Below are 24,286 nucleotides of genomic sequence, written 5' to 3'. Positions count from 1 at the left end.
TGAATTGGACACAAATCAATCCCTCATCAGCCGAATTTTGACATCCGGCGCATAGCTGCTTCGCACCATTAGACCTTCGTCTCCAAAAGTTTCTGAATCGCCATATATTCATCGCGCAACTTCGCCGCCTCCATGAACTCCAATTCCTTGGCAGCCTTCTCCATCGCCCTCCGCGTACGGTCCGCCATTTTTGTAAGCTCATCCTTGCTGAGATAAGCCACCACCGGATCAGCAGCCAACGTAGCCTCTTCGTCCTCCACATAATATTTGTGCGTCTTCTTGGAGTCGGCCACTTTGGTTTGGCCCAGGATGTTGCCCTTCGATTTCAGGACCGTGCGTGGCGTAATACCGTTTGCTGTGTTGTAATCCCGCTGGATCGTGCGACGGCGATTCGTTTCATCAATGGCCAGTTGCATAGATTCTGTGATGCTGTCGGCATACATGATCACGCGGCCTTGGTCATTGCGGGCGGCGCGGCCAATGGTCTGCACCAGCGAGCGTTGGTTTCGGAGGAAGCCTTCTTTGTCGGCATCCAGGATGGCGACGAGGGAGACTTCGGGCAGGTCAAGTCCTTCGCGCAGCAGGTTCACGCCCACGAGAACGTCGAAGACACCCAAACGCAATTCGCGCAAGATCTCTACGCGATCCAGGGTGGTCACTTCCGAGTGGATGTACCGGCATTTCACGCCCACCCGGTCCATGTACTTGGTCAACTCCTCGGCCATGCGTTTGGTGAGGGTGGTCACCAGCACGCGTTCGTGTTTCTTCACGCGCTCGTCGATCTCTTCCAACAGATCGTCGATCTGGTTTTTGCTGGGGCGCACATCGATCTCGGGGTCTAGCAAGCCAGTGGGGCGAATGATTTGCTCCACCACCACACCTTCCGATTTGCGCAGCTCGTATTCCGACGGCGTCGCGCTCACATAAACCGTCTGGTTGAGGAGTGTCTCAAATTCATTGAACGTGAGGGGCCGGTTGTCCAGTGCCGAGGGCAAGCGAAAACCATAGTCGACCAGGTTCACTTTGCGCGAGCGGTCGCCGCCCCACATGGCGCGGACCTGGGGCACCGTGACGTGACTTTCGTCGATCACCATCAGGAAATCGTCGGGGAAATAATCGATCAGGCAGAAGGGGCGATCGCCGGGTCGTCGCCGGTCGAAATAGCGGCTGTAGTTTTCGATGCCCGAACAGTATCCCAGCTCGCGCATCATCTCGATATCAAACTCCGTACGTTCTTTCAAGCGTTTTGCTTCCAGGTGGCGGCGATCGGCTTCAAACATATTCACTTGCGCCACCATGTCGTCCTGGATCTCGCGGATGGCTTGATGCAACGATTCCTTCCCCGTCACAAACAAGTTGGCCGGGAAGATGGTGACGATGGATTCGTCCGAGATCTTTTTGCCGCTCACGGGGTCGATGCGCTGAATGGATTCGATCTCATCGCCCCAGAAGTAAATGCGGATGGCATAGTCGGCATAGGCCAGAAATACGTCCACTGTATCGCCCTTCACCCGGAAGGTGCCGCGTTTAAATTCGACTTCGGTGCGGTTATACAAAATGTCCACCAGGGCAAACAAAAGCTTGTTGCGCACAATGGTCTCGCCGGTTTTTAGCTTGATCACGTTCTTGCCAAATTCTTCCGGGTTGCCGATACCATAGATACAGGATACGGAAGCTACGACGATCACATCGCGCCGGCCGGTCAATAGCGAAGAGGTTGCGCTGAGGCGGAGCTTTTCGATTTCTTCGTTGATGGAAAGATCTTTTTCAATATATAATCCGGAAGATGGAATGAAGGCCTCCGGCTGGTAGTAGTCGTAGTAGGAGATAAAATACTCCACGGCATTTTCGGGAAAGAACTGTTTGAACTCCCCGTACAACTGGGCGGCCAGCGTTTTGTTGTGACTGAGGATCAAGGTTGGGCGGTTGGTGCGGGCAATCACGTTGGCCATCGTAAACGTCTTGCCCGATCCGGTAACGCCCAGCAGGGTCTGGTGTTGCTCACCGGCCTCTACGCCCTTCGTTAGTTGTTCGATGGCCCGGGGTTGGTCGCCGGTCGGTTCGTATTCACTGCTGAGCTTGAAATCCATAGGCTGAAGATAATTTCGGGGATTGATGTTTGGGATAACTTCCTTAACGCATACGTCAACGTCAAGTTAGTGGTTCCGGTCAAACAATAAAAAAATCGCTTCCGTTGCCAGAAGCGATTTCATTTTTTTAACCGGGTAGGTGTCAGTTATTCCAGATCGTCCACGATTTTTCAGCTTGGACGTGCAGCATTTCCAGACCATTCTTGATGGTGGCGCCGCGCATCTCTGCTTTTTGCAAAAACATGGTGCGTGCTGGGTTATAGATCAGGTCGTATACGTAATGGTCGGGACCGATGTGCTCGTTGTCGATCGGCGGCATGGTCTCGGTGTTGGGGCTCATGCCCAGGGGCGTGGTGTTGATGATGAGCAGCGACTCGCTGATGAGTTTGGGGTTGGCTTCCAGGTCGGCGTAGGTGTAGTTTCCTTTTTTTGCTTCACGCGAAACCACCTTATAATCGATCTTCATTTTTTTCAGCGCCTCTTGAACCGCCTTCGAAGAGCCGCCAGTGCCCAGGATGAGGGCTTTAAATGTTTTTCCTTCGGGAAGCCATTTCACGATGGTTTCATAAAAGGCATCCGAATCCGTGTTAAAGCCTTTCAGCTTGCCGTCTTTGATCTTGATCACGTTCACTGCGCCGATCTTTTTAGCAAACCCGTCTACTTCGTCCAAGTACTTCAGCACCTGTTCTTTGTAGGGGATGGTCACGTTCAGGCCGGTGAGGCCTTTGGTTTCTTTTAACAATGCTTCAATATCCGTGATGTTGGAGAGGGGGAACAATTCGTAGTGATAGTCGCGAAGTCCTTCGCGGAAGAATTTTTCATCGAAATAAGCCTTTGAAAACGAGTGGCTAACGGTGGCACCGATTAGCCCGAATACTTTTTCCATGTTCAGAGTTTTGTTTTAAGTCTTGCTGAAATCTTTTCTACTAATACCATGATGAAAACGCCGATGGCCATCATCAAAATGGCCTGAAAAACCTGTGGGTCCTTGCCGGTAACTGCCACATAATGCCAGGGCAAAATGCTCTTATCCCACACGGGTACTTGCTGGCCTCTGTTGTTGGTCACAAATTCCATGACCTGGCGCCACGGCCACAACTTGTTGAGGGTGCCTAGCATCAACCCGGCCAGCAAAGCTACGGTTGCGCCATGATAGTTGTCTACTACCCACCCCAAAATTCTGGAAAACCCCAATAGTCCGGCAACGCATCCCAGGCTGAATACCAGCAACATAGGTAATTGGAAGTTGGTAATGGCGTTGATGATATACCGGTATTTCCCGATAATAAGCAGGATAAACCCCCCGGAAATTCCAGGCAACAACATGCCACAAGCGGCCACCATTCCTGCGAAAAAGGCGAGCCAGAGGGCGTCGGGGGTGTGAAACGCGGGTAAAATCGATAGGCCATAGGCGATGGCGGTGCCTGCTGCGAGCGCAATGACGATGCCGCCGTTCCATTTCTTTATCTCCCTGAGCATCAGGGTGACCGAAATGGCAATCAGGCCAAAAAAGAAGGCTGAAGTGGCCACAGGATGGCGCGTGGAAAGGTAGATCATGCCCTTGGCAGCCGTAAAGATGCTGGTGATGATGCCCAGAAAGATGGTCAATAAAAAATTGCCGTTGATTTTCTCCCAAAATCCCGCAAAATCGCGGTTTTTCAACATTTGAAGGGCTTTCCGGTCGATGGCCTGCAGCGAGGCGATAAGCTCGTTGTAGATGCCCGTGAGCAAGGCCGTGGTGCCGCCGGAAACGCCGGGTATAACGTCGGTGGCTCCCATACTTATGCCTTTCAAGTAAAGGAGGATATAGTCTTTGGGTCTTCTCAAATCGGTATGCTTAGTCTACCTCGAAGGGCGGCGCCGTGTTGGTGTTCTTCTTTTCTATACCGAGGAAGTGCAAGAAGGTGTCACCTCGTAGACCTAATCGTATGGTTTCCAGGGGAATAACTTCTTCTGGAGAGATATTGCCCAGGTTCACGTTGGCGCCCAGCAGTTTGATGAACCACACTTGTTGTGCCTTTTGGGGAGCTTCCCAAATGATCTTTTCAAAGGGGATTTTCGTGAGAATTTCTTGCACCAGACCGGAACGTACCTCTCCGGTGGACCGGAACAGGCCTACATTTCCGCCTTCGCGGGCTTCGCCGATCACTTTCCAGGCGCCGGCGTCTAACTCTTTCTGCATCAGCTCGATCCACATGTAGGGCGGGATGATCTTGTCCGCGTCCTTAGACCCCACTTCCGAAAGCACGGTTACCTGGTCGGCCAGCTTCGTGATGTAGTCGCATTTCTTGTCGTGGTCGATGTCCATCGAGCCATCCGACACTTCTGCGAACGACATCTCATATTTATCCAATAAACGACGGTAATCTTCGAATTGGTCGCGGATCACGAAGGCTTCGAAAAGCGTGCCTCCGAAATAGACCGGCAGACCGGCCTCTTTGTATACTTTCAGCTTATCCTTCAGGTTGGGCGTCACAAAGGAGGTGGCCCATCCCAACTTCACGATATCGATATGATCTGCACAAATACTGACAAAATCCTCCGTTTCGCGTATACTCAAGCCCTTATCCATGGCCATAGTAAAGCCATATTGCCTGGGCTTGGTCGTACGCTCAGGCAGGTTTTTAAGTTCGTAGTTCATTAGCTATTTTCTTTTCTAAACTGCTCGATGATCTTGTACAGCGCCTTTTGCGTCTCGATCTTAGGAAAGAAATCGAACAGGGCGGTATGTCCATCGAAGTCCAAAATTAAAGCATTTTCCAAATAATTAAAGGCTTCTTTAAAGCGACCAGCTTCGATGAGGTATACCGTCATGCGGTAGAAAAATTCGGCATCATCCGGAATTTCGTCAAATCCCGTCAATAAGGTCTCTATAGCCTTGTCGTGATCGCCTTGTTCGTAGTAGATAAACGACCAATTCAGCCATATTTCCTTGTCGCCGGGTTCCAGTTTCGAGGCCTCTTCATAAGCGTCGATGCTGGACACGGTGTTGCCCACTTTGAACTCGGCATGGGCCACCGACTTCCAATATTCCGGATTTTCAGTGTTGATTTTCAGGGCTTTATTATAGAAATGAAGGGCCTGATACCATTTTTCCTGTTTTTCCAGGCAAGCGCCCGCCCCAAACCAAGCTTCGTCGTAGAGCGAGTCGAGTTTGGTGGCTTTCTGGAAATATTTCAGCCCGAGCTCGTATTGCTCCAGGCTTTCATAAGCGGCTCCCAGGCAGCAATACACTTCCGGGCTGGGGCCTTCGATCTCCACGGTCTTGCGGAAGGCATCCAACGCTTTGGTGTACTCGCTCATGTTCATGTAGGTGTTGCCCGTGTTGAAATAAGCGGAGGCAAACGACTCGTCGATGGTGATCGCGTAATCGTAGGCGTTGAGCGCTTCCTGGTATTTCTCGAGCTTGTTGTATACAATGCCGAGGTTATACCACGCCGCGGTGGAGTAGGGATCTTCGTCGATGAATTTCTGATAATACTCGATGCTGCCTTCCAGTTGCCCGGTCACGTCCAGACAGAAAGCAAGTTCATACAACGAGCCGTCGTGATTGATGTTGATCTCGATGGATTTCTTGTAGGCCTCGATGGCCTTCTCATAGTCTTCCATGCTCTGATGTGCCAACCCGATGCTGTAGTATACTTCATCTTTGTCGTCGGCCAGCAACAAGGCTTGCTCGTAGTTCTCGATGGCCTCGGCGTGGTTGCCTTGCAGGGATAGGATGGACCCTTTTGTCAGGAAAATTTCAGGGTCGTTCGGTTGCAGGGCGTGCGCTTGTTCCAACAGCTCGAGCGCCTGGCCGAATTCCTCCAGGTTGGAGAGAATCTGTGCCTTGATGGTGATCAGTTCTGTGGAAAAGGGATATTGACTAATTGCTTGATTAACGGCTTGAAGGGCCTTGCTATGTTTGCTACGCAACATGTAGTGATCAATGATCTGTTCGTAGGCATCTAAATCAAAAAACTCTGCTTTCTTTTTCCGGAGATGGTCTTCAAATCGTTTAATCAGCTCGTTTCCTTCTTCTCTTTTACGATATTCTTTAGACATGGACTAAAAGGTTTTCCTAAAATAAGTAAAACTGGTGTAAAGCTAAGACCTTTCGAATTAATTTTTAGTGTGGATTTTTCTCCATGTAATATCCGCAACACCATTGCAATGTTTCATCAATCGGTTGAAATTCAAAATTGAGCGTGTTGCGGATTTTGGTGTTCTCGTACAAGAATTCCGTGCCTGCCAAACGCGCCCTTTCGTGGGTCACCAGCGGCTCTACACCCGCAATCTTCGCACGCACTGCCTCCACCGCCGCCATCACCGAAAGCAGGCCTTTGGAGACTTTTATGCCCGGTGATTTTTTGTTGAATTTCCTTGCTATGCTGGAAAAAAAATCCGAATACGAAATCTTCCCTGCGCTGGCGATAAACCGCTCGCCTTGCACGGGATGGTTTAGCAATCGATAACTCAAATCGGCAACGTCACGCACGTCTACATAGTTCAAAAAACCATCCATGTAGAACGGCTTCTCGTCCCATACATACTTAAACAACTGCGCGCTGCTGCGGGTCCAGTCGGCCGGTGCGAGGATCAGCGAGGGATTGAGCACGACACACGACAGCCCTTCTTCCTGGCCCCGGAAAACTTCCAGCTCTGCGAGGTATTTGGATTGTGCGTAGACGGTGTTCAGAGGATTGTCTATCCACTTATTATTTTCGGTGATGCGTGTCTGATCTTTTTGCCGTCCCAACGCCGCCACGGAGCTGACGTGCACCAATCGCTTTGCGCCGTTCATCAGCGCCGCATTCACTACGTGACGGGTGCCCAATGCATTTACATTCAACACTTCTTTCGCGCGACGCGGATTGAATGAAACTGCGGCGGCCGTGTGAAAGATGTGTGTCACATCGTGAAGGGCTTCGTCTATGGCCTGCGCGTCGAGCACGTCGGCATCGCGCCAGGTGATCTTGTCGGCAAGGTCATTGAGCAGGGACGTGTCGCTGCCTTTTCGTTTGAGGGCCACGAACACTTCATTTTTCTCCACCAGTTTTCGAACCAGGAAGCTGCCCAACAAACCGTTGGCTCCGGTAACCGCGATCATAATAAGGGCTGTTTATGCATACGGCGACAAGGTAGTGAAAAACGCAGGTCAGAGTGAATTATTCAGGAGCGGTAAAGATAAAGCTTTTTGAAAATGCTTCATGCTTTGCGCCACGCCCACCAGTTGCACATGCTGCCGGGCATGGCAATCGCTTCCCAGCAAATGAACCCAACCCCGGTCGATCAGCTTGTGGGCCGTGCGCTGTGCTTCTTTGGAGTAGTAGCCGGTGATCGAACTGATGTTGACTTGCAACAACGCGCCGCGATCCATCAGGTCTTGTGCTTTCTCGATGTTGCTCTGCAAATAGAGATAGCGCTCGGGATGTGCCAGCACGGGCCGGTAGCCTTTTGTGTTGGCCATGAAAATAAATTCTTTCAGGTTAAACGGCTCGTTGAGGAAGTTGGTCTCAAAGAGCAGGAGGTTCTTCCCAAAGGTGAGCAGCGGTTGATTGTTTTCGAGCATGCGAAAAACGTTCTCATCGAGGTAGTACTCGGCAGCGGCGTCCACCTCCATCGTGATGTTGCGTTCTTTGAGATGGGTGCGCAGCTTTTGCAAGGCGTCGGAAATTATTTCCGGCGTGTTCCGGTAGGCGTCGCTCATCACGTGGGGTGTGGTGATCAGCTTGCGGTAGCCGAGTTGTGCGAAGCGGGTGATGATGTCTTCGGCATCCGCGTAGGACTGCACGCCATCATCAAGTCCCGGTAGCAAGTGGGAGTGAATGTCGGTGTGCAAGCTTGCCGCGTGGGCAGAGGGCTTCTTTTTTTTGAACCAGGAGAACACTAAGTATTAAAAATTTTCTTTAGCCAAGGTCGGTTTCCGGGCTCTTCGTAATAGCCATAGCCATAACTCTGTTCGCCCGTAGATGGCAACGCATTGAGCAATGTGGTGATGTTTGAAAATTTATTGATGTTGATGATGCGTTGCAGGTTGAGAACAAAATCTTTCTTGGAATAGTTGGCCCGGAAAATATAAATCGAAATGTCGGCACGCTTCATGGCCATAATGCCGTCGGTCACCAACCCCACCGGAGGCGTGTCGAGGATGATATAGTCGTATTGGGTCTTCAGGTTGTTCAGCAGTTCTTCAAACTCGCCGTTCAGCAACAGCTCGGAAGGATTGGGAGGATGGGGACCGGAAGGAATGTAGTCGAAATTGGCCAGGGCCGTGGTGGATACACATTCCTGCCAGGTATTTTTCCGGATCAACACCGTGCTGATGCCCTTGGTCGTGTCGTCTACATTGACCGGCAAATTCTGTTTGGGCTTGCGCATGTCGAGGTCGAGGAGGACCACTTTCTTTTTCGATAACGCCATCACGGCACCCAGGTTGAGGGCGATGAAAGATTTGCCCTCACCCGAGACGGTAGAGGACACGGCGATCACTTTGCGCTGGCCGTTGATATTGAAAAAGTCCAGGTTGGTGCGCAGGGTCCGGATGGCTTCGCTGACCATTGATTTAGGATGGTCGAGCACGTGCAATCCATTCTTGGTGAAGTGACGTGACGACGGCACCACGCCCAGCATGGGCACACTGGTCACCCGTTCGATATCCAACAGGCTCGTGATCTTGTTGTTCAACACATAGAGCAAGCCCACCACCAGCAGCATGGCCACGACGCTTCCGACAAACCCGATGCCCGTAATCATCAGCTTGTTGGGCGAGATCGGAGTATACGATAAGTTCGCCGGGGAAAGTATTTTATAGTCCGGAACGCTACCGGCCTGGGTGATCTCGAACTCGGACTTCGATTGCATGAGCGACAAATAGAATTGCTCATACAGTTTATAGAAGCGGAGGTTCTTGGAGAACTGCGTGCTCTTGTCGGGAATGTTCACAAATTCGTGTTCGAGTCGCGCCTTCTTTTGATTGATCTGTTCCAGGCGCTTGATCCATTCTGCGCGCTGCTCCTCCAACTGCCGGCCCGATTTATCGCGGAGTGTCTCGATGTCCTTTTGACGTTGACGATAGGCGAAGGTCACTTCCTTATAGGAGAGCTTCAGCTTTTCCTGGTCCCTGTAGAGGTCCTCGAGTTGCTCCAGGTTCTTGGCGATGGTGGGGGGCAGTGCGTGAAGCTGTGTCAACGAAATGAACAGGTCACCGGTCTTCAGGCCTTCCATCAGCGTGTTCACTTCCACGATCTTGTTGGTGAGTTCATACCGCTGCGAATCCAGGCGGTTGATGGCCGAGACGGTTTTCTTCAGGTCCTCGTCCAGGTTGTTGGTCTTGTTCTGTAGCGTGAAATTCTCGAAGTAATTTTCGAAATCTTCCATCTTGTGCTCGATGTTGACGAGCTCGTTCGAGACCCAATCGATCTTCTGCTTGTTCGCGAGGTTCTTTTGTTCGTAGCTGTAATGCAGATAAATGGAATCGATCTTGTTGAGGATGGCCGTGGCCTTCGATGGGTTATTGTCTTTGAAGGAAATGCGCAGCGTATTGGCGTTGAAGTTCAGCGGCTCGGCCGTCAGATTTCGCAGCAGGTAGCCCAGCAAGGCATCGCGGGTATTGAGCACAAAGAAATAGCCGATCTCATCGCCTTTTTTGAACGCTTCGTTTTTTTCAATGTAAAGGTCCACGCCGTTCAAGCTCACTTTCGAGTTGTAGCGGCCCGCTGCTTTCTGTCCTTCGTCGCCCACCTGAAGTGTGAACTCGTCGTTCCCCGTGTCATCGAGGTGGATCGGGGCGTTGAAGCTACTTTCATTTTGAGCTTTGTAGCGGACCACGAAGGGGGCGCTCTGGAACAGTTCGTCGTTCAAAACGCGGCCCACACTGAAGTAGCTCACATTGAGATCGGAGGAGTCCAGCACACGTCCCAAAAACAGGCGCGACTCGATCAGTTCGATCTCGCCCGATAGCAGGTTGAGATTCGGGTCTTCCACGGTCGGCTTGATGCCAAATTCCGTTGCCTCCTTTTTTATATCCAGTTTCAGTTCCGACGACGACTCGTAGACATTTTTGGTGTAGCGCACCTTGAGATACGCGATGCTGTTGATGACCAGGAATAGAACGACCAGCCAAAGCCAATTGCGCTTGAAAATGATCTTCAGCTTATTGAGATCAAGGGGTTCGTTGGCCGGTGATTGCTGGGGCGGTATGTTTTTTGGTATCTCCAACATTTCTTTCGTTAAAGGCTCAGGATAACGACCAGCAGGGTGGTGAGGCTGGTAAGGACACTGACGATCGGTCCATAGTCGCGAAAGGCCTCCGAGACCGGCCTGCGAATAGGTTCTACATACACCACATCACCCGGCTCCATGGCAATGTTGTTCTTCAGATATCCGTCGAAGGTGCTGAGGTCGGTAACAAACACTTCTTTGCCGCGCAACACCCGGATATTATGCGCCTTGGCATCATTGCCTACACCTTTGGCCAGGGCCAGTACCTCTACCAGGTGCATGTTCTCATTCGCCAGGGGAATGACCTGCCCACCGGGAGCGCCCAGCACCACTACGCGCTTGTTGGTGTATCTCAGCTTCACAAAGGGTTGCTGATAATAGACGGCGTAGGCCTGCTGTAATATTTCTTCCGCCTGGCCGATGGTGAGCCCTACCACTTTGGTGCTGCCGACCATGGGAAATTTGCTGACGCCATTCACGTCTACCAGGTAGGTTGGTTCAGATTCTTTTGTGCTTTTCTGATCCGGGCTGTCCGGCGACAGCTTGCGGTCGGGATCGATTAGGCGTTCGCCGTTGCTGGTGTAAACCTCCAGTTGCAATTGGTCATTGATCTGGATGACATAGTTCTTTTCGGCAGCTTCGGTCTGCTGTTTCAATACGGTCCCCTCGGGTACTTTGAACATGATGTTCTGCTTGTACGAGCTACAGGAAGTGAGGAGGACGCAAAAAAGAAGGAGCGCGCTGTTAGAGGCCCAAAAAAATAGTTGTTTCACGTACAAGGCGTTGGTTCATTACCGTGAAATTACGGAATTTCCTAACAATTCGTCCATCGTGGGCAATACCATGTCCTTCTCGGAGATGATGGGATCTTGTACGCGCCAGTCAATGTTCAATTCAGGATCGTTCCAGCGAACGCCGATCTCGGAGGCTTTATCGTAGAGGTTGGAGCATTTGTAGAAGAAGACGGAGTCTTCCAGGGCGGCAAACCCGTGGACAAATCCCTCGGGCACCATCAGCATGTTACGGCGCTCTCCGTCCAGGATATAGTAATACACTTGTCCGAAGGTCTTCGAACCGGAGCGCAGGTCCACCACCACGTCGAGCACTTTTCCGGAGAGCACGGTCACCAGCTTGGCCTGGGCGTATGGCGCCCGTTGCATATGCAATCCGCGGATGACGCCTTTTTTTGAAAAGGAGGTGTTTTCCTGGACAAACCGATAGTTGAGGTTGTGCTTGCTGAAGGTATCTTCTTTGTAGAACTCGTAAAACCAGCCTCGATCGTCTTTGTAGAGGGTAGGAATAATTTCCACCAGACCTTCTATCCCGGTTGCTTTGACTTCCATGAAGGGTATCGTTGGGTTAGGATGCTTGCCGAAAATCCGACAAGGCCGCAAGATACTTGTTTATGACAAGAGATTCATCATATTCTGCCTCCATCTTTGCCCGTCCATTCTTGCCGAAGGCCTTCAGTTTCTCATCGGCCAGACCGGCCATGCGCTTCATTTTTTCGGCCAGATCGTCGGCATCTTTCAGGCGGCAGAGGAATCCGTTGAAGTCGTCTTTGACCACGTGATTACATCCCGGCACGTCGGTGGCGATGATGGGTTTGGATGAGCTCGCGGCTTCCAGCAGCGTGCGGGGCGTGCCTTCGCGATAGGAGGGCAGCACGACGCAGTCGGCATTGTTTATAAAATCGCGTACATCATTGGTAGTGCCCAGGTATTCTATGGTGCCGCTGTCGATCCATTCCTGGATAACATCCAGTTGAATGCCGCGCTTATGCAAGGGGTCTTTCGCGCCCAGCACCTGGAAATGTGCATCGATGCCCTTGCCCTTCAATTTCCGGACCGCGTCGATATACTCGATCACACCTTTGTCGGTGATCAGGCGGGAGATGAGCAGGAACGTGAATTTTTCATTTCGTTTGAACGGCGTGGGTTGGAAGCGTTTCAGGTCGATGCCCGAACCGGGCAGGATGTCGACGGCTTTGGCAGGCACGAGTTTTTTGTCGAGGAAGAGCTTCAGATCGTCAGGGTTTTGGAAGAACACCTTGCCGGCGAACCGGAAACTGATCTTGTAGAGCAACATGGCGATGGCCGACACGATGTTATCTTTCAGGAAGACCGTGCCCAGACCGCAAACGTTATTGATGACGGGAATTCCAAGCATACTGGCCGCCAGGGTGCCGTAAACGTTGGGTTTGATGGTGTAGTGGAGAATAATATCCGGCTTAACCTTGCGATAGATGAAGAAGAGCTCGGCGATCAAGGCCGAATCCTTTATGGGGTTGGCACCCCGGCTATCCATTTTTACCGGGTGATGAATGCAACCGGCTTCGGTAAGCAGGTGCGTGAATTCATCCACCGGGGCTATGGTGTGTACTTCGTGGCCTTGCATCTGCAGGGCGCGCACAAAATTCATCCTGAAATTAAAGATATTCCAGGATGTGTTTAATACGATCGCGACTCTCATCCTCTCTGGGCTCTGATTGTGAGAATTTTATCCGATCCTAAATCCGACTAGTGGTCGAAAAATCAGGTTTTCTCTAAATATCTCTGGTTTAGATTCACCAAAGGTATGAAAAGTAACAGGCGCCCTAAAACTTACTTTAAAATTTATCCGTTATGTTTGACGCTAAGTAAAAAACGAATGACAGTTAAGGAAAAAACAGCTGTAATGGTAGCCCTGGGAGGGGCACAGGATCAGGAGGTTACGCAGGAACACCTGGATGAGCTCGCCTTCCTGGCCGAAACGGCTGGCGTGAAGACCATTAAACAATTTGTGCAAAATCTTCCCCACCCCGATTCCCGGACGTTTGTGGGCAAAGGCAAGCTGGCGGAGATCAAGGAATTTGTGACCGTAAAAAAGGTAAACAATATCATTTTTGACGAGGATCTCACGCCCTCGCAGCTACGCAACCTGGAAAAGGAATTCAATACCAGCGACGCCGACGAACCCAAAGTACGGATCTACGACCGCAGCCTTCTTATTCTCGATATTTTCCTGTTTCGTGCGCAAACCGCGCAGGCGCGCACCCAGGTGGAATTGGCCCGAAACCAATATTTATTGCCCCGCCTAACCCGGATGTGGACCCACTTGGAACGGCAACGCGGGGGAACGGGAACCCGGGGGGGTGCCGGTGAGCGCGAAATCGAGACCGACCGCCGGAACATCCGGAACCAAATCAGCATCCTGAAAGACAAGCTGGAGAAGATCGAAAAGCAAAAGATCACCCAACGCAAATCGCGCGGCAACGTCGTGCGGGTGGCGCTGGTGGGCTATACCAACGTAGGCAAATCCACCCTGATGAATCTGCTGTCGGGCTCCGGGGTGCTGGCCGAAAACAAATTGTTTGCGACCGTCGATGCCACCGTGCGCAAAGTAACGTTTGGCAACGTACCCTTCCTGCTTTCCGATACGGTAGGATTCATCCGCAAGCTGCCCCACCACCTGATTGAATCATTCAAATCCACGCTGGATGAAGTGCGCGAGGCCGACTTGTTGCTCCACGTCGTGGACTTCGCACATCCTTTTCACGACAACCAGATCGAAGTAGTATCTAAGACATTGCAGGAGATCGGGGCGGCGAACATCACCACGATCCTGGTGTTGAACAAGATCGATCTGTATAAAAAACAACATCCCGAAGTAGATCTCGAAGAACGGAAAGGCTACTATCGCGAGATGGGGTATGAGCACGTCATTTTTGTGTCGGCCACAAAAAACGAAAACATCACGGGGTTGAAACGCATGATGTTTGAAGAGATCAAGCAGAAGCACGTCCAGATCTTTCCCAACTTTTTCAAAAGACGGCTATGAGTTCGCGCCGTGGCCGCAGGAGCAGGTGTAGGCCATTCGTGGAGGACTGATTTGTAATTTCGAGAGAAATTTTTCACCGCCTCACCTCGCTAAAGCTTCGGCGAGCGAAGAAAGACGCAGAGGCGCAAAGTCAACGCAGCGGAACCTTGCGTCTTTCTTTGCGCCACTGCGGTTCAACTTTCGAGTTCCGCGACTTGCCTTGTCAATCCAGCCCGATCATCATGAAGGCACCCCAATAGATAGGCTCGGGATACTCGACCCGGATCTCTTTTTTTGCATCAATAAAGCTTTGACGGAGGTTGGCGGAGTTGAGCCATTTTTGGTAGAACTTTAGCATCAGCTTTTGGGTGGCGTCATCGTCTACTTTGAACATGCTCATGATAAGTACCTTGGCGCCGGCCACGAGGAAAGCGCGTTGCAGGCCATATACACCTTCGCCCGCCTCGAGATCACCTAAACCGGTTTCGCAGGCGCTCAGCACCACCAGGTCGGTCTTGTCGAGGTTCAGGCTCATGGCTTCATAGGCGGTGAGGATGCCGTTTTCCATGTTGTAGTTGTATTCTGTCTTCTCCATCAAGTCGCCGGCACCGCGCAGCAAGAGGCCGGTGCGCATCAGCGGGTTTTGATTTAGGGCGGCTTCGCTGCCTTGTAGTTCATCCTCCAATGTTGCCTGCACGGTAGGACGGTAAAATCCGTGTGTGGCAATGTGAAAGATCTTGGGGCTGTTCATCTCCTTTACATTTTCTTCCGACGCGGTTTGTTCCACATATTCGGCGGTGATCCAGCCTTTTTGTTTCAGGATGAATTGCAACTGCGTCACTTCTTTTTCCGTGCCGGGTAGCGATGAAATGGATTGGTCGCCCGTGGCTGCTGCGTAGAAGGTGGGGTTGCCAAACATGGAGGCGGTGTTTTCGGAGGGGCTTTGTTTTGATTTTATCTTCCGGATGTAAAGATCTTTCGTGTTGCTCACCAGCACGATGTTGGCGTTGTCGATCACGTATTTGCCATCGGGTGTGGGAATGGCTTCGAGGTTGATCTGGTTGTAGATGCCATCGGCAGAAAGATAGATGGTGGCCGATTGGCCGACCTCATCCTGAATGGGTTTCCAGAACACGCCATACGAAACTTCGTCGGGCACTTTGCCGGTGATGGCGTTGCGATAGAATTTGAAATAGCGCGTCTCCAGCTTTTTGCCGTCTTTGATCAGGATGGCCTTAGGTCGGGAGAAGTCGGGTTTCAGGTATAACGCCGCATAAATAACCGAGTCGGTGAAGTCGTGATTAAAATAACGGTAGCGCACCATTTCGATGGCCGCTTCATTGGGCTTCAGCGCTTTCTTCACATCATCGTAGGTGACGCGCTTGTTCTCAAAACTCTGGCCGAACAACTCCGAACGCTGGCTGAGGTCTTTCTCCAGCCGCTCCACTTCCTGTTGCAGCGCCGCGGGGTCGATGCCGTTCTCTACCAGTTGCGTGGCGCTCATGGACAATGCCAGGGTGAGGAGTTCCTTCTTTTGTACCCACGTGCTGTATTGCATCTTCAACTGGTCGTCGGTGCTGTTGAGGATGCGTTCGCGTATTTTGATAGACGAACTGAGCAGTAGGGCCTTCGTGAGCAATTGATAGTTGTATACTTTCCCCGACAGGTCTTTGAAGTCGTCGAGGTTGCTCAGCGCAAGCGTGTTGTAGAATTCGAAGTCGCCTTTGATGGTGTTCCAGTACTTTGCCTTTTCGCGTTCACTCAGGGCGGGGAAGTATTGTTTGATAAAGCTTTCGTAGTTGGTGAGCGATTCTTCGATGAGGCGTTTTGAGCGCTTGTAATCCTTCTGCATGTAGGCCACCTTGCTCAATTTCGACATCACCTTCACATACTCGGGGTGGGTAATGCTGAAGAATTTCTCGTACAGGTTTTTCGATTGGTTGTAGAATTCTTCCGCCTTCTTATAGTTCTTCAATTGATAGTAAACATCGCCGGTCAGCGTATAGATCCCGGCGGCGTTGATGTTGTTCTTGGTGCCCGTCTTTGTGCGCCAAATGCCTTCGGCCACCGTGAGCGAGTTGAAGGCGAGATCGAATTTCTTTTCGGAGATGTAGAGGACGGCAACGTTCTTCAGGATCTCGGCATACTGGGGGTTGTCCTTGCCCAGCTTGGCCGCCATGATGTCGCGCGACTCCAGCATGAGCTTTTCAACTTCCTTCGGCTTGTCGCCTTTGTAGAACTTGATGAGGGCCAGTTGCGAGAGCGATTTGGCCACCTCCACGTGATTTCTTCCAAATTGTTTTTCCTGGCTGGCGACGGCCTTGATCACATTCTTTTCGGCTTTGTCGTAGTCGCCCAGCGTATAATAAATGTCACTGAGCAATTTTTGTGTCGGGGCGGTCTTGGTCGAGATCTCGCCATAGGATTTCGTGGCGAGTTGGTTGGCGCGCAGGGCAATGCGTTCGGCCTCGGTGTAGTCGCCTTTGGCCAGGGCGAGGCGTCCTTTGTTCACCAGGGGCTCGATGAGGCGCAAGGAGGTGTTACCATAAAGCAGTTCGTATTCGGGGATTTGCGTGTTCAGCAAACGGTCGGCTTCCGAATAGCGTCCCAGTTGGATGAACAGTGCCGTCAACTCTTCCGCAGTGCTCAGCTCGCTACCCACGGCCACTTTCGCTTTCTCGATGAGTCGTCGCGACCGCTCCAGGTTATCTTCGGCTTCGTCGAAGAGGCCTTTGATCCCGAAGAGCTTGGCTTGCGTTTCGATCACGTGCACATAGTCGCCGATGCGCGCGTCGTCTTTGCGATATTCTTCCAGGATGGTCAGTGCTTTTGCCAGGTTCCCTTCGGCTTTTTCGTACTGTCCGAGTTTGATCTGCAATCCGGCGATACGGTCGAGTTCCACGCCGTAGTCAGGATCTTTGTCGTCGAACTTGGAGCGCGCTACGTCCGAAGCCTTGTCGAGCGTGGCGCTGGCGAGTGCGTACTTGTCGGCGTATTCATACAACGTTGCCAGGTGGTTCAGGATGTTGAGGTTGTCTTTGTGCCAGGGGCCGATTTCCTTCGAGACGATCTTGGCATAGCTTTCTTCATAGATCTTGGAGGCTTCGTCGATCTTGTTGGTATAGTCGAGATAGAAACCGGCCAGCCGGATCAGGGAGAGATGATATTCCGGCGACGTTTCGCCATAAAGTTCTTTCTGAATTTCTGAGATCTGTGTGAGGTAGCTCTCGGCGTTGGTGTAGCGTTTCTCGCGCAGCGCCACTTCATACAAAAAATTCAACGTGCGTTCGGTGGTGCGATAATTTTTGGGAAGCGATTTCGATTTGATGAGGGCGATGGCGTCTGTTTCCAGGTCTTTGGTTTTGTCGCGCTGAAATTTTGAATCAAACTCTACCGCTTTCAGGTTGATGCGCACGAGGCTTGTTTTCGGAAAATACTTGTCGATCATCTTCTCGTACTCGAGCTTCACGTTCAGGTAGCGGGCGCGATTTTCTTCTTCCAGCATTTGGTGGAGATAGGCGAGATAAATGTCGTGGCCCAGGGTGTAGGTGGGATTGGCGCGGCGTTTCAGATCGTTCAACAGGTTGTCGAATTCGAGGTCATTCTCGCGATGCTCGTTGCCGTTGTCCACCAGCATGCGGGCGTAGAGGAAATTGTTTTGCACCAAATACAGGCTGGTCTCGCCCATGAAGCGTTGGTTTTTTCGGATCCACACTTGCGCTGCTTTAAAAGCGGAGTCGGCCGAAAGGAGGTTTCCTTTTTTGGCGTAGGCGTTGGCGGTCAGGGTGAGCAGGCGTGCATAGCTGGTGTAGCGGAACAATAATTCTTCGTCGGGTACCCGCACGGTTTTGATGGTTGCGCCATCCACCTTGGTCTCTTTCTCTACCGCGCGACCTGCGAAATAGCTCTCCACGCTGCGCAGTGTAGCCACCGCGTCGTTGCAAAAGCCCTGGCCTGTCATGGCTTCGGCTTCGGCCAATGCCACGCGTCCTTTTAGCGCATCCGAATACTGATTGGTCTTTGTGAGCAGTTCCTTAGCTTTTTCCAGGTATTCGCGGCTTACCCGAAAGTTGCCGTATTCGTTGTAGATCTCGGCCACGTCGATGAGGTTGCCGGCATAGGTTGCGCTGTTGTCGCCATACATGGTCTGGCTGTTGGCCAGGGCATCCGCCAGCGTTTTGTCAAAGTCGGTGAGCATGCCCGAAGCCAGGTTGATGCGGGCTTCGCGCAGCAGCAAGCCGGGCATGTAGGCATTTTGTTGCCCCATTTTTGCCACGACGGATTTCTTTAGTTTTTCAAGCCCGCTAGAAGCCTTCGCAAAACTTCCGGAAGCGTAGCTGGCATCGACCTTTTTGAGGCTTTTGTCAAACTTTTTGTTTTGGGAAAACAAGGGCTCAGCGGCGGTCACACACATCACCACTAACAGGAGCAACCTGGCAAGTTTCATGGAGCAAGTATTTGAATTGGACTACTAATGTAATGAATTTTAAACAGCGAGGGAAGGCCGCTTTTCGGCAGCGAACCAAAGCTAGGCTGGTCGTTCTATTCCGGCATGAGGCGTTCCAGGATGTCGCGGGCGGCCGTCGTGATCACGGTTCCCGGGCCAAAGACAAACGAGACGCCCGCGTCGTGGAGGAACGGATGGTCTTGCGCGGGAATAACCCCACCGGCGATGACCATGATGTCGGGTCGTCCGATTTTTTTTAGGGCTGTGATCAGTGCCGGAACGAGTGTTTTGTGGCCCCCGGCAAGGCTGGAAGCGCCTACGACATGCACGTCATTTTCCGCAGCTTGCATGGCCACTTCTTCCGGTGTTTGAAACAACGGGCCGATGTCCACGTCAAAGCCGAGGTCGGCAAAACTGGTGGCGATCACTTTGGCCCCGCGATCGTGACCATCCTGACCCATCTTGGCTACCAGGATACGGGGGCGCCGGCCATCGCGTTCGGCAAAGCGGTCGGCGAGTTCGCGCACTTCTTCAAAAATCTTTTGATCCTTCATCTCTCCCGAATATACACCCGAAATTGAACGGATGGTGGCTTTGTAGCGGCCAAACGATTTTTCCATAGCCGCCGAAATCTCTCCCAGCGTGGCACGCAGCCGCGCGGCATCCACGGCCAGAGCCAGCAGATTACCCGTGCCGTTGGCCGCGGCGTCTGATAATGCTTGCAGCGCCATCTCTACTGCGGCGGTGTTTCGCTCGGCTTTCAGTTGGATCAATCGCTCAAGTTGTTCTTGCCGCACGGCCGTATTATCCACTTCCAAAATATCGAAGTCGGGTTTTTCGTCGGTGGCATATTTGTTCACGCCCACGATCACATCTTTGCCCGAATCGATACGGGCTTGCTTGGCGGCGGCCGCTTGTTCGATGCGCATTTTCGGAACACCGCTCTCGATGGCTTTCGTCATGCCGCCGAGTCGCTCCACTTCCTCCATTAATTGCCAGGCATGAGTGGTCAGTTGCGCCGTGAGACTCTCCACGTAGTACGAGCCGGCCAGCGGGTCGACGAGGTGGGTGATCCCGGTTTCTTTTTCCAGGTACAGTTGTGTGTTGCGTGCAATGCGTGCCGAGAAATCGGTGGGCAGTGCAATGGCTTCGTCCAGCGAATTGGTGTGCAGCGATTGTGTGCCCCCCATCACCGCGGCCATCGCCTCGATGCACGTGCGCGTCACGTTGTTGTAAGGATCTTGTTCGGTCAGGCTCCATCCCGAAGTTTGGCAGTGCGTGCGCAAGGCCATCGACTTGGAATTTTTGGGATGGAATTGTTGCACCAGCTTCGACCACAAAAGACGGGCGGCACGCATCTTGGCGACCTCCATAAAGAAGTTCATGCCGATGCCCCAGAAGAATGAAAGACGCGGTGCAAAATCGTCAATGGCAATCCCGGCGGCTAAACCGGCGCGAATGTATTCCAATCCATCGGCCAGCGTATACGCCAGCTCCACATCGGCCGGGGCACCGGCTTCGTGCATGTGGTAGCCGCTGATGCTGATGGAATTGAACTTTGGCATGCGCTGTGAAGTATACCGGAAGATGTCGGCCACGATGCGCATGGAGTGGGCCGGCGGATAGATGTAGGTGTTGCGCACCATGAACTCTTTCAGGATGTCGTTCTGAATGGTGCCGCTCAGCTGCGCAGGCTTCACACCTTGTTCTTCTGCGGCGACAATGTAAAAGGCCATGATCGGAATGACCGCACCGTTCATGGTCATCGATACCGACATTTTATCGAGCGGGATCTGATCGAAAAGGATCTTCATGTCCAGCACCGAATCAATGGCCACCCCAGCTTTGCCCACGTCGCCCGACACACGCGGGTGATCGGAATCATAGCCGCGGTGTGTGGCAAGATCAAACGCCACCGAAAGGCCGCGTTGCCCGGCGGCGATGTTGCGCCGGTAAAATGCGTTGGAGTCTTTCGCGGTGGAGAAGCCGGCGTATTGACGGATGGTCCACGGCTTGGTCGTATACATCGTGGCATACGGCCCGCGAAGAAAGGGGGGAATGCCCGCCGAGAAATCGAGGTGTCCTGCACCGTTGAGATCGGCTGACGTGTAGCGTGCAGGGATAGCAATTTTTTCAGGGCTGTTCCATGAACCCGTGCGCGTGTTGTCCGGTGCGGGCGGGAGCACAAAGGCGCTCGCGGGGATGCGTGAGAAATCGGGCTTCATGGCTGTTGCAGATTTTGTTGAAGCAACGTCCACGCCGCATGCGCCAGGGCATGCGTCATTTCTTGCACGGCATAGGTACCGGCCAACGGATCGGCCACTTTGTCGAGGTGCGATTCTTCGCGTAAAATGGAAGACACATTGCGAGCCATGCGCGTCATCGTCATGTTGTTTGCATCTTCGGCGTGGATGGTCAGCGCGTTGCAGCCGCCCATCACGGCGGCCATAGCGGCCGTCGTTGCCTTCAACAGATTACCATGCGGTTGAAATTTTTCGTTGATCCACGGCGCAGAGCGCACGTGAAGATGCAGGGCCATGCTATCGATGGGGGGTATACCAAACGCATGCGCCAGCTGAGACCAGAGTAGACGCAAGGCTTTTAGTTTTGCAATTGAACAAAAAAAATCGGTATCGACCGGTATGGACAATGCGAGGTTGCGCCAAGCCATTTCTTTTTCAACGCCTTCTTCCGTGAGCGCATCCATCAACCGGGCTGCTTTTGTTAAGACGTTCGCGAGTTCCTCTATGGGTGATGAAGCTTCGCCTACGATGCCCCAGCGCCTGAAATGGGTGAGGTGTGCGAGCGATGAAAGTTTGGGAATATTTTTTTCAGGGAGATTATTCCACCATATCGTCCCGGAAAGGGAATGTGGCTCATAATTTTTTTTCTGAACATGGGTCGCCAACAAGTTTTCCAGGAATGCATCCGTCACGAAAAAAGAGACGTTGCAATAGGGCCACTCCACTTGATTCAACAGGGCGGCTATATCAACCGTTTGGCGATTTCGAAGATCCAGTAGGATGCCGTCGGCGCCATTGTTTAGTTGATGCAGGAGTGTAGCATTGTCTTTTTTTTCATCCGTTACGACAAGCTGTGGCAGGTTTTCCCAAAAGCGTGCACCAGCATGCGCGTGCGGTGAAGGGGATAGTTCAAAATTTTTGAGATACTGTAGTGGCGCGACATCGGCGCGGTCGTAATACGGAGAAAAAGTTAGGCCGTCAAGCTTCCAGGCCAATATTTCGGCGGGATCTTTTCCCTCGATCTCCGCAGCAGCGGTCCGCAACCAATCGGCTTTATTCGAAATGGGGAAAGATTGCCGTAGCAGGCTGTGGATAGCGGATTCAGACATGCGGGTTCTTTATTATAATCCAATTTTAGTCAAGTTTTCCGAACTGGTGGTGTTTAATTTTCAAATTTTTCTAATCACATATTTTTCTGAAAAATCAAGGATAGGTCGGCTTGTTTTGTTTATCTCTTTTTTTACATCTTTGTCTCCCTTTCTCAAACAGAGTCTGAAATCACACTGAATTTGGAGATCAACCATGGAAGTTAGCTGCAGTACAGTATGGAACGATTGTCTTGAAGTGATTCGGGAAAATGTAGGAGAGGAGAACTTTAATACCTGGTTCAGGCCGATTGCTCCTTTGCGGGTAGACGGCGACGTGCTGACGATACAAGTTCCTTCTCAATTTTTCTACGAATGGCTGGAAGATAACTATGTGCCCGTGCTGAAGCGTGCCATACACACCGTGCTGGGACCTACCGGCCGGCTGGAGTATTCCGTGGTGGTCGACAGTGGCAATCAGCAAGCGCCTGCCGTATCGGTTAACTATCCCGCCAATGGTGCAGGCAACCGCCGCAGTGCTGTGAACGGTTTTGGTTCCGACGACTATTCACCTTTCTCCATTAAAGCCTTAAATCCGCACACCGTCAACTCGCGACTCAACGCGGCCTATAGCTTCGATAATTTTGTAGAAGGTGATTGTAACCGCCTGGCGCGTTCGGCTGGGGTCGCAGTAGCAAAGAAACCCGGTATCACATCATTCAACCCGTTGATGTTGTATGGCGGTGTCGGTGTGGGAAAGACACACTTGGTGCAAGCCATCGGAAACGAGATCAAAAACAACATGCCCAACAAGGTGGTGTTGTATGTCGATCAAAGCGATTTCACCAACCAGTTTCTCAACGCGCTGCAAAATCACAAGCTGCAGGATTTCCAGAACTTCTATCAGCAAGTAGACCTTCTCATTCTCGATGACGTGCAATTCCTTGCCGGCCGTGAGAAGACACAGGAGATGTTCTTCCATATTTTCAACCAGTTGCACCAGTCGGGCAAGCAGATCATCATGACCAGCGATTGCCCGCCCCGCGACATGAAAGGCTTCCAGGAACGCCTGCTCTCCCGTTTCAAATGGGGATTGACGGCTGACCTCCAGGAACCCGATTTTGAAACCAAGCTGGCCATCATCAACCGCAAGATGCAGGCCGACGGCATTCAAATTCCCACGGAAGTGTCGGAATACCTGGCCTACAGCGTAGACACCAACTTGCGCGACATGGAAGGGGTGCTGAACTCGCTCATTTTCCACGCCACCCTGCTCAAGAAGGAGATCGACCTGGAATTGGCAAAGGAAGTGTTGAAGAACATCATTAAGGAAATCCAATCCGACGTTAGCGTAGATTTTATACAAAAGACTGTAGCCGAGTCATTTAAGGTGGACCTGGACGCCATGAAAGGCAAAGTGAAGAAGCGCGAGATCGTGATCCCCCGCCAGGTGGCCATGTATTTCTGCAAGCGCTATACCCAGCTCACCCTGGCCCTCATCGGCGAGAACTTTGGCGGTCGCGACCACAGCACGGTGATCCACGCCCTGGAATCTGTTGAGGACATGATGAAAACCGATCCCAATTTCAAGGCTACTGTAGACGACCTGGGCAAAAAGCTCAAAATGCGCGTCAGTTAGCCATTTAGCCACTTTCGGCGTACCTCCCTCAAGTTTTTGCATCAAAAAAAATTTCAGGAAATCTAAAACATTCTGTAACTTAACACCGTTAAGTAAAATATCAGCAATGCAATGACCATATCAACCCGTAAAGAGCGCCAAAAAGAGGAATTGAAAGCCAAGATCCTGCAAACCGCCAAGGCGTTGTTCATGGAGCGTGGCTATGAGGAAACGTCCATCCGCAACATTGCCGAGCGCATCGAGTATTCGCCCACCACGATCTATCTCTATTTTAAGGATAAGGATGACATTTTCTACGCCCTGCACCGTGAGGGTTTTGTGTTGCTCAACCAATATTTCCGCGCCCTGGGGCATGTGGAGGATCCGTTTGAGCGCCTGAAGGCCATCAGCAAGGCTTATGTGACGTTTGCCCTGGAAAATGGGGAATTCTATGATCTAATGTTCATTATCCGGTCGCCCATGAATGCCCTTGAGAAAGAAAAAAAGGATGAGTTGGATTGGGAGGAGGGAGACCGCGCCTTTGGCTTTTTGGTGAATACTATAGAAGAGTGTATCGCCAAAGGTTATTTCAAAGACATGAACGCCGAGGTGCTGGCCTTCACAACGTGGTCGATGGTGCATGGCATTTGTTCGCTCGAGATCCGGAACCGCTGTTCCGTCGTCAGCGAGTTGAACCAGCCCAATTTGGCCATGAGAGCCTGTGACATGGTCAACGAGATCCTGAACCGTATGCACAACACGTCGCCTGCTTAAAAAATTTTGCCATAGTAATTAACAGT

Annotated in this window: 17 protein-coding genes; 3 read left to right on the top strand and 14 right to left on the bottom strand. The window is 51.8% G+C overall.

Annotated elements, in window-relative coordinates; all coding sequences use genetic code 11:
- Positions 1–68 precede the first annotated feature (68 nt).
- From uvrB to D4L85_RS01005, 11 genes are all read right to left on the bottom strand, one after another.
- Entirely contained in the window at positions 69–2,090 is a 2,022-nt protein-coding gene (gene uvrB / locus D4L85_RS01055) for an excinuclease ABC subunit UvrB (RefSeq protein WP_119752575.1), read from the bottom strand.
- Between the two features lie 142 nt (positions 2,091–2,232).
- On the bottom strand, positions 2,233–2,976 hold the full coding sequence (locus D4L85_RS01050) for a shikimate dehydrogenase family protein (RefSeq protein WP_119752574.1): 744 nt from the start codon (positions 2,974–2,976) through the stop codon (positions 2,233–2,235).
- A 2-nt stretch (positions 2,977–2,978) separates the two neighbouring features.
- Positions 2,979–3,917, bottom strand: coding sequence for a DUF368 domain-containing protein (locus D4L85_RS01045; RefSeq protein WP_160143465.1), 939 nt, complete (start codon positions 3,915–3,917; stop codon positions 2,979–2,981).
- A 10-nt stretch (positions 3,918–3,927) separates the two neighbouring features.
- On the bottom strand, positions 3,928–4,731 hold the full coding sequence (locus D4L85_RS01040; RefSeq protein WP_073136327.1) for a phosphosulfolactate synthase: 804 nt from the start codon (positions 4,729–4,731) through the stop codon (positions 3,928–3,930).
- Positions 4,731–6,137 (bottom strand): tetratricopeptide repeat protein, encoded by a 1,407-nt coding sequence (locus D4L85_RS01035; RefSeq protein ID WP_119752572.1) that lies wholly within the window; start codon positions 6,135–6,137, stop codon positions 4,731–4,733. The genes D4L85_RS01040 and D4L85_RS01035 overlap by 1 nt, the downstream gene beginning before the upstream one ends.
- A 64-nt stretch (positions 6,138–6,201) precedes the next feature.
- Positions 6,202–7,182: an NAD-dependent epimerase/dehydratase family protein gene (locus D4L85_RS01030; RefSeq protein ID WP_119752571.1), complete on the bottom strand. Its 981-nt coding sequence runs from the start codon at positions 7,180–7,182 to the stop codon at positions 6,202–6,204.
- A gap of 48 nt (positions 7,183–7,230) precedes the next feature.
- Positions 7,231–7,962, bottom strand: a complete 732-nt coding sequence (locus tag D4L85_RS01025; protein ID WP_119752570.1) for a tyrosine-protein phosphatase — start codon at positions 7,960–7,962, stop codon at positions 7,231–7,233.
- Complete coding sequence (locus tag D4L85_RS01020) at positions 7,962–10,295, bottom strand: GumC family protein (RefSeq protein ID WP_119752569.1); 2,334 nt, start codon at positions 10,293–10,295, stop codon at positions 7,962–7,964. The genes D4L85_RS01025 and D4L85_RS01020 overlap by 1 nt, the downstream gene beginning before the upstream one ends.
- An 8-nt stretch (positions 10,296–10,303) precedes the next feature.
- Positions 10,304–10,978, bottom strand: a complete 675-nt coding sequence (locus D4L85_RS01015; protein WP_160143464.1) for a polysaccharide biosynthesis/export family protein — start codon at positions 10,976–10,978, stop codon at positions 10,304–10,306.
- A 108-nt stretch (positions 10,979–11,086) separates the two neighbouring features.
- On the bottom strand, positions 11,087–11,638 hold the full coding sequence (gene rfbC / locus D4L85_RS01010; RefSeq protein WP_119752567.1) for a dTDP-4-dehydrorhamnose 3,5-epimerase: 552 nt from the start codon (positions 11,636–11,638) through the stop codon (positions 11,087–11,089).
- Between the two features lie 16 nt (positions 11,639–11,654).
- Positions 11,655–12,767, bottom strand: a complete 1,113-nt coding sequence (locus D4L85_RS01005; protein WP_119752566.1) for a glycosyltransferase family 4 protein — start codon at positions 12,765–12,767, stop codon at positions 11,655–11,657.
- A gap of 177 nt (positions 12,768–12,944) precedes the next feature.
- Between D4L85_RS01005 and hflX the strand changes: the two genes are divergently transcribed.
- Positions 12,945–14,114 (top strand): GTPase HflX, encoded by a 1,170-nt coding sequence (gene hflX / locus D4L85_RS01000; RefSeq protein WP_228450736.1) that lies wholly within the window; start codon positions 12,945–12,947, stop codon positions 14,112–14,114.
- 202 nt (positions 14,115–14,316) lie between these two features.
- Here the strand turns inward: hflX and D4L85_RS00995 are convergent, their stop codons facing one another.
- The 3 genes from D4L85_RS00995 to D4L85_RS00985 form a co-directional block, all read right to left on the bottom strand.
- The gene (locus D4L85_RS00995; RefSeq protein ID WP_119752564.1) at positions 14,317–18,540 is read right to left on the bottom strand and encodes a CHAT domain-containing protein; all 4,224 of its coding nucleotides are present in this window, start codon (positions 18,538–18,540) and stop codon (positions 14,317–14,319) included.
- 95 nt (positions 18,541–18,635) lie between these two features.
- Entirely contained in the window at positions 18,636–20,765 is a 2,130-nt protein-coding gene (scpA, locus tag D4L85_RS00990) for a methylmalonyl-CoA mutase (RefSeq protein ID WP_119752563.1), read from the bottom strand.
- The gene (locus D4L85_RS00985) at positions 20,762–21,892 is read right to left on the bottom strand and encodes a methylmalonyl-CoA mutase family protein (protein WP_119752562.1); all 1,131 of its coding nucleotides are present in this window, start codon (positions 21,890–21,892) and stop codon (positions 20,762–20,764) included. The genes scpA and D4L85_RS00985 overlap by 4 nt, the downstream gene beginning before the upstream one ends.
- Positions 21,893–22,085: 193 nt before the next feature.
- Between D4L85_RS00985 and dnaA the strand changes: the two genes are divergently transcribed.
- Both dnaA and D4L85_RS00975 read left to right on the top strand, forming a co-directional pair.
- The gene (gene dnaA, locus D4L85_RS00980) at positions 22,086–23,507 is read left to right on the top strand and encodes a chromosomal replication initiator protein DnaA (protein WP_119752561.1); all 1,422 of its coding nucleotides are present in this window, start codon (positions 22,086–22,088) and stop codon (positions 23,505–23,507) included.
- Positions 23,508–23,618: 111 nt separating this feature from the next.
- On the top strand, positions 23,619–24,260 hold the full coding sequence (locus D4L85_RS00975) for a TetR/AcrR family transcriptional regulator (protein WP_119752560.1): 642 nt from the start codon (positions 23,619–23,621) through the stop codon (positions 24,258–24,260).
- Positions 24,261–24,286 lie beyond the last annotated feature (26 nt).

Origin of the sequence: Chryseolinea soli, assembly GCF_003589925.1 — a bacterium.
Classification (GTDB): Bacteria; Bacteroidota; Bacteroidia; order Cytophagales; family Cyclobacteriaceae; genus Chryseolinea; species Chryseolinea soli.
The sequence above is the reverse complement of the archived record's forward strand: the minus strand, read 5'-3'. Positions and strand labels throughout refer to the sequence as shown.